Below are 12,365 nucleotides of genomic sequence, written 5' to 3'. Positions count from 1 at the left end.
TTTTGCGAGGTAGCGCATATTTCTAAGCTGTTCGACATGGCCATTGATTTCCGAGTCCGACCTCCCGTCGACGACGATGAGCTGTCGCGACTGCATCACGATGCGTTCGGCGGGGTCTACGAGTTTGTGCCGTGGAGATCTCGGCTGGAGAGGCACAGCAAGTCATGGATTTGTGCCTTCGATAGTGGGGAGCTCTGCGGGTTCGTGCACGCAGCATGGGACGGAGGCAAGCACGCGTTCCTGCTCGACACCGCGGTTGCTACACGATGGCGACACCAAGCAATCGGGACCCAGCTCGTCTCCTACATCGTTTCCGATTTACGAACCACCGATGTCGAGTGGCTACACGTCGACTACGAGGCACAACTCGACGAATTTTACTCAATTGCATGTGGATTCGATTCAACTTCCGCTGGGATACTACGACTGAAGTGACCGAGTCGACGAGATTCACACCACGGATTCGCGAGCACTATTCTGGGTTGTCCCCGCCTGCTAACCAGACTGCCAGCTCTCCGGTGGCGGCAAGCCGAAATCTCGACTACAGGAAAGCGCCGTACGTGACACTTGAACCTGATAGCGACCCGAGCCACGAAGAGCGTCCATGGAACATCAACATTCACTACGACGGATTGCTCGACTCCTTGGTTTCTTCCGACGCGCACGATGTCCTCGACGTCGGATGCGGTGACGGGTTCCTGGCCGCCCGCTTGGCCAGGCGTATTGCGCGGGTAACTGCCTTGGACGTCGATGAACCGGTGCTGCAACGCGCCGAGGCGCGGTTCCCGGACGTCCCTGTTCGGTGGATGAACGGTGACGTCGCGATCGTAGATCTGCCCGAACACAGCTTCGACGCAGTGGTTTCCAATGCCACCCTTCACCACCTAGGCGATACCCGCGCCGCGCTCCGCCGGTTGTCCGCGTTGGTGCGTCCCGGCGGGACTCTTGCTCTGGTGACCTTCGTCAAACCATCAGCGCGCGAAGCCCCGTATTGGTTTGCCACATGGGTTTCCACCGCAGTTGTCAAACGGTTGCGGGGCAGTTGGAGGCATACCGCACCCGTCAGCTGGCCTCCCCCGGAGACCCTCCGACAACTTCGTAATAACACCCACGCCGCTCTTCCCGATGCCCAAGTACGTCGACTCCTCTACAACCGCATCCTTATCACCTGGCGAGCAAGTCCAAGCAGCTGACTATAAGTACCTGCCCGCGGGCCGCGCAGCACACGACAGCCGATCCTGGGTGATCTTTGATAGCTCCCCGGACACAACTGTCCAACAGTGAACCTGGCAGCGGATCACCTGGTGCCTCGACCACACAGTCAGCACGGACGACGCCGAAGCTGCCCTGGGGTGGGATATCTACGGGGCTGTCACAGATTCGCCACTCATAACCAGAACAGAACAGGACGTTCTCGTTGCCGTTGCCGATCGCGCCCTCCGACGCGCACTGGCGGAACCCTCTGAATGCGAGGACACTGACAATCGAGTCGATGAACTGGAGGAACCGCGTTGACCACCGCCGAGGAACGCAAGATCAAAGCTGGGCGTCCGGAAGTCGCCGCGGCCGCGGCTCGCGCATCGATCGCAATCCGTGAACGCAACGGGCGTGAGGTACCTCAGTGGATTCGCGACGCCGCAGCGGGACGACCCACCGTCCCGCCGCCCGAATAGCACGCGTCCTATCAGGACACGAGCGCCCAGCATTCCGTCTCTGGAATGCGTTGCGTTCGTCGTGAATGCCAGGCGTTCGGACCGTCGAACACAGTCATGCCGCACACTCTCGCAGCTCGGTCACAGTCGAGGCGAAGATGCCGGTGGGTTCGATCGAGATCCCGTCGAACACCTGGCAGTACTCGCCGTCTCGCCAGAAGAACACCGAGCGCGACAGTGGGCTCGGTGTGTCGCGCGAGAACGCGTCGGCCAGTTCGGCGAGCTCGGCTGCTGCCATGAGCGCCACGTCGGCGTTGCGCGGCCGGTGAAAAACGAACTCGTAGGCATTGGGAACCACGAACAATACGCCGTACAGACATTCGCCGAGGTGCGCGGAGATCAGCGTGGTCATATCGGCAACCTTCGACGCGAGGTAGATCGAATCACCGCTGAGGACCTCGATGTCGATGCTGTTTCTGCTGAGAATTCGGCCGTCCTCGAACTTCAGCGCCGCGGTGTTCCTTCGTCCGGCTGCCCAGGCGGCGTTCAGGTCTCGGCCGACGAGATGCCGATCTGCCAGTGTCACAGCGCGATTCGGAGAAGACAGGTTCAGCACCCGTCGCGGTGCGCCCGGCACGTCGAGTAGTGGGACGGAATACTCGTACTCGCACTCACCCATAGCCGCCAGGGCTGACGGAGCGATGACACGCTCGCGCAGCCTCGAGTGGAATTCGTCGTCCGACAATCCGGTGAAGAACGTGGGATCCGCCTCGCGCATCGTCTCGATCATGAGGTCGACATGGCCGGCGATGATGCCGTCCCACGCCGATCGACTCACCCCGGAGCATCGGGCGAACACATTGTTCAGTGACATGCGAACGCCCGAGCCCACCGCCAAAGTAGTCGCGTCCTCGCGGTGAACCACCACCCCGCGCTTGCGAAATGCTTCGATCGTCTTCATCCGCACGATGGCGAATGTGGTCGCGTGAACTGCGCCGTAGTCGGGCAAAGAATGAAATTTCATGACGTCGTCCCCCCGGTCGGTGTGTGCTCTCGAGGTGTTCGACGCGGCGGCTGCCACAATGGTTCCCATGTCGACTCACGCCTCCGCCACCGGTCTCTGCAACTTCGTCGACGTCTCGCCGTCACCGTTCCACGTCTGCAACACGGTGTCGGTGCAGCTCGAGGACGCCGGTTTCGTACGCCTCGAGGAGACCGACGCCTGGTCGACGGACCCGGGCCGCTACTACCTCGTTCGTGGCGGATCACTCGTCGCGTGGAGTACCGAGCACAGTAATTCGGGTCGTTCCGCAGGCTCCACTCCTGACGGCCCCTTCCGAATCGTCGGCGGGCACACCGACAGCCCGAATCTTCGGGTGAAGCAGCATCCAGATCTGCAATCCGCGGGCTGGCAGATGGTGGGCCTCGAACCGTACGGTGGTGCCTGGCTCAACTCCTGGCTCGATCGCGATCTGGGTATCTCCGGCCGGTTGAGTGTGCGCGACGGCAACACCGCCCGCGAGGTACTGGTGAAGGTCGACGAGCCCATTCTGCGAGTTCCGCAGCTGGCAATCCACCTGTCCGAGGATCGCAAGGGCGTCACCCTCGATCCGCAGCGACACGTCAATGCCATTTGGGGCGTCGGCAATTCACCTCAGTCGTTCATCGCCTACGTCGCCGAAAGAGAAGGCGTCGACCCGCATTCGGTACTGGGTTGGGAGTTGATGACCCACGACCTCGCACCCAGTGCCGTCGTGGGCGTCGAGTCCGAACTGGTCAGTGCGCCGCGTCTGGACAATCAAGGAACCTGCTACGCCGGAACTCAGGCTTTGCTTGCCGCAGTGGACAATCCGACCGCAGTCACGCCGGTGCTGGCACTGTTCGACCACGAGGAAGTCGGCAGTATGTCCGACCGCGGCGCGTTCTCGGACCTGCTGAACACCGTACTCGAGCGCATCGTGCTCGGACGCGGCGGTGGGCGTGAGGAATTCCTGCGCACGATGGCCGGATCCATCTGTGCCTCAGGCGATATGGCGCACGCGACGCATCCCAACTACCCGGACCGGCACGAGCCCGCGCATCGCATCGAACTCGGTGGGGGACCGGTGCTCAAGGTCAACCAGAATCTGCGCTACGCAACGGATTCCGCGGGAGCTGGTGCCTTCGCGCTCGCCTGCGACCAGGCCGGGGTTCCCATGCAGCGCTACGTACATCGCGCCGATCTACCGTGCGGATCGACCATCGGACCCATCACCGCATCGCGCACCGGCCTGTCGACGGTGGACGTGGGAGCAGCGCAGCTGGCCATGCACTCGTCACGAGAATTGATGGGAGCTGCCGACGTGAAGGCATACGCCGACGCGTTGGCGGCATTCTTGGCTCCTGCCTGAGCTCGATCGGCGGCGCAAACGCGCGCGCATTCGTCAGGTGCGCGCGGATTCGTGACCCGTGCGGTGGCAATTCTGCGCGCGTATGGCAAACGCGCGCGCATTTGCGGGGGTCGGGGGCGGAGGGTGTGGGCGGAAGCTGAATACCGCGGCGCGACCCCGTTCGGCGTTCCCCGTTCCCCGTTTCTCGGTCGGCCAGTCGCAAACGCGCGCGCAGTCGTCGGGTGCGCGCGGATTCGTGACCCGCTCGGTGGCGATTTCGCGCGCGTATGGCAAACGCGCGCGCATTTGCGGGGGTCGGGGGGCGGAGGGTGTGGGCGGAAGCTGAATACCGCGGCGCAACATCGTTCGGCGTTCCCCGTTCCCCGTTTCTCGGTCGGCCAGTCGCAAACGCACGCGCATTCGTCAGGTGCGCGCGGATTCGTAACCCGCTCGGTGGCAATTCCGCGCGCGTATGGCAAACGCGCGCGCGTTTGCGGGGGCCGGGGGGTGGGCAAGGGGTGAGCCGGCAACCCAGGATCGGTGAACCCGCGACTCGGCTAGACCGGGCTCAGTTGCAGGCACGCATCTGCCGCGAGCCAGAACAATTGTTCGCGCACTGTCGTCGCCTTGGTCCAGCCGCGGTGATCCCAGTCGGCGGCGAGGGAGTCGCCGGCGTACAGCAGTTGCGCGAATCGCACTCCGCGGAATCGGGCCACGGCGCAGAAGGCCGAGGCCTCCATGTCGACGGTTCGGCAGCCTTCTTCGACTCGGCGGGAGACGCGGGCACGGGTCTCCCGGTAGAGCGCATCGGTGGTCCAGGAACGCCCGGTGACGAAGTCGACTCCGGCGTCGGTCAGTACGGATTGCAGCACGGCCACGCCTGCCGGGTCGGCGTCGACCACGCGGCCCGGCGGCAGGTAGTGGAACGAGGTGCCCTCGTCGCGGACGGCGCTGTCGACCACCATCACGTGTCCCATGCCCAGGTCGTCGGACAGTGCTCCCGCACCGCCGACGGCCACGAACTGGGTGCATCCCATCGCGATGGCCTCTTCGAGGAACAGTGCCGCCAACGGCGCACCGACGCCGGGGTGGAACACGGCGAGCTTCTCTCCGTGTCGTTCGATCTCGTAGACGGGGTGTTCGCCGTGCTCGGAGCGCATGACCGACACGACTCGGGCGTCGCCTTTCGCGCAGATGCTCTCGATCACCTCGGAGAAGAAACAGACGACGGCTTTCGGCGGAACGTCGACTCCCTTGGCCACCATCGACGGGTCGATGACGCCTGTTTCGTCCAGATCGTTCTCGGTCAGCGCGATGTCCATCAGGTGATGTTCGCACGAGGCGACGCTCGGCCCTGCACGACCGATGCCGTACATGTCTGCGGGTCCCGATAGACTCTCCCTGGCATTTCGCTCCATCGAAGGGACCTATTCCTCGTGTCCGCTAGCTCTGTACCCACAGACACCGTCTCCAACGCCGTCGCCACCCCCGACGTTGCGCAGCCGTACAAAGAACTCGGACTCAAGGACGACGAATACGTCCGCATCAAGGAAATCCTCGGCCGTCGGCCCACCGACGCCGAATTGGCGATGTATTCCGTCATGTGGAGCGAGCACTGCTCGTACAAGTCCTCGAAGGTGCACCTGAAGTACTTCGGCGAGACCACCACCGACGAGATGCGCAAGCCGATGCTCGCGGGTATCGGTGAGAACGCGGGCGTCGTCGACGTCGGTGACGGTTGGGCCGTCACGTTCAAGGTCGAGAGCCACAATCACCCGTCGTACGTCGAGCCCTATCAGGGTGCAGCGACCGGCGTCGGCGGCATCGTCCGCGACATCATGGCCATGGGTGCCCGCCCGATCGCCGTCATGGACCAGCTGCGATTCGGTGCCGCCGATGCACCCGACACGCGCCGTGTCCTGAGCGGCATCGTCGCGGGTGTCGGCGGTTACGGAAACTCGCTCGGACTGCCGAACATCGGCGGCGAGACGGTGTTCGACGCCTCCTACGCCGGTAACCCCCTGCTCAACGCTCTGTGTGCCGGCGTCATGCGTGTCGAGGACATGCATCTGGCGTTCGCGTCGGGCCTGGGCAACAAGATCATTCTGTTCGGCGCACGAACCGGTCTCGACGGCATCGGCGGCGTGTCCGTGCTGGCCTCGGAGACGTTCGATGGGGACGAGACCGGCGGGGGCCGTAAGAAGCTCCCGGCCGTTCAGGTCGGCGATCCGTTCACCGAGAAGGTGCTCATCGAAGCCTGCCTCGAGCTGTACTCCAACAAGTTGGTCGTCGGCATCCAGGATCTCGGCGGTGCCGGATTGTCCTGTGCCACTTCCGAACTCGCCTCGGCGGGTAGTGGCGGCATGCACATCGAGCTGGAGAAGGTGCCGATGCGCGCCACCGGCATGACGCCCGCCGAGGTGCTGTCGAGCGAATCCCAGGAGCGCATGTGCGCCGTGGTGACGCCCGAGAACGTCGATGCATTCATGGCTGTCTGCAAGAAGTGGGACGTGTTGGCCACCGTCATCGGTGAGGTCACCGACGGCGAGCATCTGCAGATCACGTGGCACGGCGAGACCGTGGTCGACGTTCCGCCGAAGACCGTTGCGCACGAGGGACCGGTGTACAACCGTCCCGTGCAGCGACCCGCCACCCAGGACGATCTGGTCGCGAACACCACGGCGTCGCTGAAGCGTCCGGAGACCGGTGACGAGCTGCGGGCGACGCTGCTGAAGATGATCGGCTCGCCGCAGCTGTGCAGCCGTCGATTCATCACCGAGCAGTACGACCGCTACGTGCGCGGAAACACCGTCCTCGCCGAGAACGCCGACGCAGGCGTCATCCGCATCGACGAGAAGACCGGTCGCGGAATCGCTTTGGCCACCGACGCGTCGGGCCGCTACACCGCACTCGATCCCTACCAGGGCGCGCAGCTCGCGCTCGCCGAGGCGTTCCGCAACGTCGCTGTCACCGGCTCGACGCCCAAGGCCGTCACCAACTGCCTGAACTTCGGCTCGCCCGAGGATCCGGGTGTCATGTGGCAGTTCCAGCAGGCCGTGCGCGGACTGGCAGACGGCTGCGTCACCCTCGGTATTCCAGTGACCGGCGGCAACGTCAGCTTCTACAACCAGACCGGTGCAGAGCCGATCCTGCCGACGCCCGTCGTCGGTGTACTCGGCGTCATCGACGACGTGCATCGCCGCATCCCCACCGGCCTCGGACTCGAGCCCGGCGAGACGCTGATCCTGCTCGGCGACACCCACGACGAGTTCGACGGGTCCATCTGGGCGCAGGTCGAGCACGACCACCTCGGCGGCGTGCCGCCCAAGGTCGATCTCGCCCGTGAGCAACTGCTGGCAGACATCTTGCTCTCGTCCTCGCGTGACGGACTGGTCTCGGCAGCCCACGATCTGTCCGAGGGTGGCCTCGCGCAGGCCGTCGTCGAAGCTGCTCTGGCCGGTGAAACCGGTTGCCGCATCATCGTTCCCGAGGGCGCCGATCCGTTCGTGACACTGTTCTCCGAGTCCTCGGGCCGCGTACTGGTCGCCGTACCGCGCACGGAAGAGACTCGCTTCACCGGCATGTGCACCGCCCGCGGTCTGCCGTGGGTGCGCATCGGCGTCGTCGACGAGGGCTCGGATTCGATCGAGGTGCAAGGGCAGTTCTCCGTCCCGATGACGGAACTGCGCGAGACGTTCGAGAGCACTCTTCCCAGACTCTTCGGCTGACCGAGGTGGGGGGACACACATCGGAGCAGCAGCTCGCCGAGCCCGACTCCGCACTCGAGCAGAACGAGCATCACCGCTACCACCTGCCGACGCTCGAGTCCGTGGTTCCCTCACCGGACAAGCACCCGTTCGTCATGTGGGCCTGGGGCCTGCTGCGCCTGGACTTCACCGGAATTGCGTTCGGCGCGTTGTTCTTCTGCTGGTCGTTGACTCCGTCACTGCTCCCGCGGGGATGGTTGTTCCAGGGCATCATCGGCGGTATCAACGCGGCCATCGGCTACGCATTCGGCGTGGCGGTGGGATGGGCTGTCACCCGTTGGTGGCTCTCGTCCCGATCGTGGTGGCCGTTGCCGCGCAAGATCGAACTTGCCGTCAAGGTCGCCGTACCCGTCCTCGCGATCGCAGCGTCGATGATCATGTTGGCGATCTCGGCGGAATGGCAGCGTGAGCTGGCCGCACTGATGGACGCCGAGGGTACCACCACCACGGGATACTTCCGAACCGGTGCACTCAGTATCGCCGTTGCGGCGCTGTTGATTTCGGTGTGGCGGGTGTTGCGCGACCTCGTTCGGCTGCTCGCCCGGCAGATAAACCGCGTCGTGAAGATGCCACGCGAAGTTGCCAACGCGCTCGGAGTCGTCGTCCTCGTCGTGCTGTCCGTAGCGCTGGTTCAGGGCGTCCTGCTCCGGGCCGTCTCCGAGGTCACCAACTCGGCTTTCAGCCTGCAGAACGACGAAACCCGCGACGGTGCAGAACAACCCGTGGCCGACGAACGCTCCGGTAGTCCGAACTCGTTGGCACCGTGGGACACCCTCGGATTCGAGGGCCGCAACTTCGTCTCCAGCGGACTGCGCGCCGACGAGATGGAGCGGGCCACCGGCCGTCCCAGCCTCGAGCCGATCAGGGCGTACGCCGGCCTGGAAACCGCCGAGACCCAGGACGAGCGACTGAACATCGTGGTCGCAGAACTCGAACGTACCGGGGCATTCCAGCGCGCGGCTCTCGTCGTCGTTCCGACCACCGGAACCGGATGGGTCAATCCCACCGCCATCGAAGCCGAAGAGCTCATGTTCGACGGCGATGTCGCCACCGTCGCATCCCAGTACTCCTACCTGCCGAGTTGGATCTCCTTCATCGCGGAGGGCGACAAGGCCGCGCAGGCGGGCAGAGCTCTGATCGACAAGGTGCACGACCGCTGGCTGCAGGAACCGGAGGCCACCCGCCCCAAGTTCTACGTCTACGGCGAGAGCCTCGGCACCCAGGCGGGCGAGGGCGCGTTCGACGGGTTGGCCGACATCCGGGACACCACCGACGGCGTGCTGTGGGTGGGGCCACCGAACAACAACCGCATCTGGAGTCAGTTCGTCAGCCGACGCGACCCGGGAAGCCCCGAGGTTCGGCCGGTCTACTCCGAGGGACTGACGGTCCGATTCGCCGACAACTCGTCGGGCATCCCGCCGGAGGATCAGCCCTGGTACGAACCGAGAATCCTCTACGTCCAGCACGCGTCGGATCCGGTGGTCTGGTGGTCACCCGATCTGCTGTTCGAGCGTCCCGACTGGTTGTCCGAGCCACCCGGTCCGGACCGGCTGCCGAGTATGCGGTGGTTCCCGGTCGTCACCTTCTGGCAGGTGGCCGCCGACCTGACCAACGCTGCGGGCGTTCCCGACGGGCACGGCCACAATTACGGAACCCTCGTGCTCGACGGCTGGGTTGCCGTCGCCGCGCCGGAGGGGTGGACCGACCGCGACACCGAACGAGTCCGCGGAGTCATGGAGCAGTTCGCCGGCCGAGACGGTCCCGAGAAGTGACCACCGAGGCGTTGGCGATCGGCTCCGCAACGACGGCGTGGAGCACGGTCGTGCTGCCCTCGGCAGGCCTCGGTGCCCGTGGACGGGCGGTGGCCAATGCCTCGTTCGCGGTGGCCGTTGCGGCGGTCTCGGGCCGCAGCGCCGCGCAACTGGGATTGCGCAACACGGTTGCAGGCGTGAAGTGGGGCGCGGCGGCGTCGGCCGTTCCGGTACTCGGATCGGCCGTCGTGGCCGCGATTCCCGCGTTGCGACGCCGGGTCCGGCCGTCCGCGGACGAGCTTGCGGAGTGGGTTCTGTTTCGAATCCCGGTGGGAACCGTGCTCACCGAGGAGTTGCTCTTTCGCGGTGTGCTCGACGCTGCATCGCCCGCTCTGTCGCCGATCTTCTTCGGGCTCTGGCACATTCACCCCGCTCGCGCGGCCGGTGACACCGTGGTCGGGACGGTCGTGGCGACGGCCGCGGCGGGGGTGGTGTTCTCGTGGCTGCGAGCCCGTAGCGGGAGTGTGCTCGCGCCGGCCTTGCTGCATTACTTCCTCAACGCCGGCGGCGCCGTTCTGGCGCATCTCGCTGCGAACGACAGGAGTTCGACGTAGTGCCACCACACAAGGAAGTCGGCCCCGCCGAGGTACGCGACGCCGTGCTGGCCGTCGAGGACTGGATCAAGGGCGAGGCGGACAAGCCTGCGCGGGCGCAGATCGCCGCAGCGGTACGCACCACTGCCCGAACTCTCGGGCAGAACGCGCCGGGATCCTCGGTTGAGGTGCGGGTGCCGCCGTTCGTCGCGGTGCAATGCATCGTGGGGCCGCGCCACACCCGCGGAACTCCGCCGAACGTGGTCGAGACCGATGCGCTGACGTGGCTGCAGGTGGTGACCGGAATCCGGAATTTCGCCGACGCACTCGCCGACGGCTCGATCGATGCGTCGGGCAGTAGGGCGGCCGAGGTGGGGCGCTGGCTGCCACTGATGTCCATCAGGTGATCGGCTCCAATTCGGACACGCGTTCACCTGCTGGGAATCTCCCGTCCACACGATGCGTTGACTCGGGCCGTGTGCCCGTAGACTCGGGCATGGCCCCCCGCCCCGTACCCCCAAGGGAGCAATGCCCGTGACCAACGCCGATTTGTCGGTCGACAGTCCGAATCTTCTGGTAGGCAAACCGCTCGACGAACCGGAGAACGAGCCGCGCGAGGAGTGCGGAGTCTTCGGAGTGTGGGCACCGGGCGAGGATGTGGCCAAGCTCTCGTATTACGGCCTCTATGCGCTGCAACACCGTGGTCAGGAAGCTGCCGGCATCGCCGTCTCCGACGGTTCCCAGGTGTTGGTGTTCAAGGATCTCGGGCTCGTCAGCCAGGTGTTCGACGAGCAGACACTCGGTGCCATGCCCGGGCACGTCGCCATCGGACACTGCCGCTACTCCACCAGTGGATCGGTCACGTGGGAGAACGCGCAACCGATCTTCCGCACCACCACCGCCGGGACCGGGATTGCGCTCGGCCACAACGGAAATCTGGTGAACTTCGCCGAGCTCGCCACCAAGGCACGCGACGCAGGGCTGATCAGCGACCGGCTGCAGGGCAACGGCACGTCGGATTCCGACGTGGTGACCGCGCTGCTGGCCCACAAGGCCGCCGACTGCACCATCGAGCAGGCTGCGATGGAGTTGCTGCCGCAGCTCCAGGGTGCCTTCTGCCTGACGTTCATGGACGAGCACACCCTCTACGCCGCGCGCGACCCGCACGGCGTCCGTCCGTTGTGCCTCGGCCGCCTCGATCGCGGCTGGGTGGTGGCCAGCGAGACGGCAGCACTCGACATCGTCGGTGCCGCGTTCGTCCGCGACATCGAACCCGGTGAGCTCCTCGCTATCGATGCCGACGGCGTTCGGTCCTCACGATTCGCGGCCCCCGAGCCCAAGGGCTGCGTGTTCGAGTACGTCTACCTCGCTCGGCCGGACAGCGTCATCGGTGGCCGTTCGGTGCACTCGACGCGTGTCGAGATCGGACGACGCCTCGCCAAGGAGCATCCGGCCGACGGCGACCTGGTGATTCCGGTGCCCGAGAGCGGAACTCCGGCTGCGGTCGGTTTCGCGCAGGGCTCCGGCATTCCCTACGGCCAGGGCCTGATGAAGAACGCCTACGTGGGCCGCACGTTCATTCAACCGTCGCAGACCATCCGCCAGCTCGGTATCCGACTCAAGCTCAATCCTCTCAAAGAGGTCATACGGGGCAAAAGACTGGTGGTGGTGGACGATTCGATCGTTCGCGGCAACACCCAGCGAGCCCTGATCAGGATGCTGCGCGAGGCCGGTGCGCTGGAGATTCACGTGCGTATCGCGTCGCCGCCGGTGCGCTGGCCCTGCTTCTACGGCATCGACTTCGCTTCTCCCGCAGAGCTGATCGCCAACGGTGTCGACTCCGAGGACGGGATCCTCGAAGGCGTCCGCCAGGCCATCGGTGCCGACTCGCTGGGGTACATCTCCATCGACGGCATGATCGCCGCGTCGGAGCAGCCCGAATCACGCTTGTGCGCAGCTTGTTTCACGGGCAAGTACCCCATCGATCTGCCTGCGGACAATGCGCTCGGCAAGCACGTACTCGAAGGTCTGTTGTCCTCGGCGGCCGGGCAGCCGGTGGACAACGACGCGAATGTGAGCGCTCTTAGTCGTCCGTGAGCTGGGCGTTCCTGCAAGGGAACAGCGGGGTTTTCTCAATGCCACATATTGGAAACAGTCCGTCGGTACTGTCCCGAGTTACATAGGACACACCGATTTGGATAGAGGCATTCAGATGACCCTGTCGCCCGACGAC

General features: G+C 65.1%; 11 protein-coding genes. 9 read left to right on the top strand and 2 right to left on the bottom strand.

The window, feature by feature from the left end:
• The first annotated feature begins 36 nt into the window (after window positions 1–36).
• From NY08_RS26725 to NY08_RS26075, 3 genes are all read left to right on the top strand, one after another.
• Window positions 37–435: a GNAT family N-acetyltransferase gene (locus tag NY08_RS26725; RefSeq protein WP_045196664.1), complete on the top strand. Its 399-nt coding sequence runs from the start codon at window positions 37–39 to the stop codon at window positions 433–435.
• 125 nt (window positions 436–560) lie between these two features.
• Window positions 561–1,193, top strand: coding sequence for a class I SAM-dependent methyltransferase (locus NY08_RS25540; RefSeq protein ID WP_235386886.1), 633 nt, complete (start codon window positions 561–563; stop codon window positions 1,191–1,193).
• A 318-nt stretch (window positions 1,194–1,511) separates the two neighbouring features.
• The gene (locus NY08_RS26075) at window positions 1,512–1,673 is read left to right on the top strand and encodes a hypothetical protein (protein WP_155290807.1); all 162 of its coding nucleotides are present in this window, start codon (window positions 1,512–1,514) and stop codon (window positions 1,671–1,673) included.
• A 94-nt stretch (window positions 1,674–1,767) separates the two neighbouring features.
• Here NY08_RS26075 and NY08_RS12580 read toward each other — a convergent pair whose 3' ends face one another.
• The gene (locus NY08_RS12580; RefSeq protein WP_045200303.1) at window positions 1,768–2,676 is read right to left on the bottom strand and encodes a hypothetical protein; all 909 of its coding nucleotides are present in this window, start codon (window positions 2,674–2,676) and stop codon (window positions 1,768–1,770) included.
• A gap of 58 nt (window positions 2,677–2,734) precedes the next feature.
• On the opposite strand from NY08_RS12580, the gene NY08_RS12575 reads away from it, so the two are divergent.
• A complete protein-coding gene (locus NY08_RS12575; RefSeq protein WP_045196662.1) occupies window positions 2,735–4,042 on the top strand; it encodes a M18 family aminopeptidase in 1,308 nt (435 codons plus the stop codon).
• A 536-nt stretch (window positions 4,043–4,578) separates the two neighbouring features.
• Here the strand turns inward: NY08_RS12575 and NY08_RS12570 are convergent.
• On the bottom strand, window positions 4,579–5,343 hold the full coding sequence (locus tag NY08_RS12570) for a nucleoside phosphorylase (protein ID WP_235386884.1): 765 nt from the start codon (window positions 5,341–5,343) through the stop codon (window positions 4,579–4,581).
• A 114-nt stretch (window positions 5,344–5,457) separates the two neighbouring features.
• Between NY08_RS12570 and purL the strand changes: the two genes are divergently transcribed.
• From purL to purF, 5 genes are all read left to right on the top strand, one after another.
• Window positions 5,458–7,749, top strand: a complete 2,292-nt coding sequence (gene purL, locus NY08_RS12565; protein ID WP_032395919.1) for a phosphoribosylformylglycinamidine synthase subunit PurL — start codon at window positions 5,458–5,460, stop codon at window positions 7,747–7,749.
• An 83-nt stretch (window positions 7,750–7,832) separates the two neighbouring features.
• Complete coding sequence (locus tag NY08_RS12560; RefSeq protein ID WP_045200297.1) at window positions 7,833–9,560, top strand: alpha/beta-hydrolase family protein; 1,728 nt, start codon at window positions 7,833–7,835, stop codon at window positions 9,558–9,560.
• Complete coding sequence (locus NY08_RS12555) at window positions 9,557–10,153, top strand: CPBP family intramembrane glutamic endopeptidase (protein ID WP_045196660.1); 597 nt, start codon at window positions 9,557–9,559, stop codon at window positions 10,151–10,153. Before NY08_RS12560 ends, NY08_RS12555 begins: the two co-directional genes overlap by 4 nt.
• Entirely contained in the window at window positions 10,153–10,539 is a 387-nt protein-coding gene (locus NY08_RS12550) for a sterol carrier family protein (RefSeq protein WP_032395916.1), read from the top strand. Before NY08_RS12555 ends, NY08_RS12550 begins: the two co-directional genes overlap by 1 nt.
• 127 nt (window positions 10,540–10,666) lie before the next feature.
• The gene (gene purF / locus NY08_RS12545) at window positions 10,667–12,229 is read left to right on the top strand and encodes an amidophosphoribosyltransferase (RefSeq protein ID WP_032396301.1); all 1,563 of its coding nucleotides are present in this window, start codon (window positions 10,667–10,669) and stop codon (window positions 12,227–12,229) included.
• Window positions 12,230–12,365: the final 136 nt, after the last annotated feature.

This window comes from Rhodococcus sp. B7740 (assembly GCF_000954115.1).
Taxonomy (GTDB): domain Bacteria; phylum Actinomycetota; class Actinomycetes; order Mycobacteriales; family Mycobacteriaceae; genus Rhodococcoides.
This window is presented reverse-complemented; position numbering and strand designations above follow the sequence as displayed.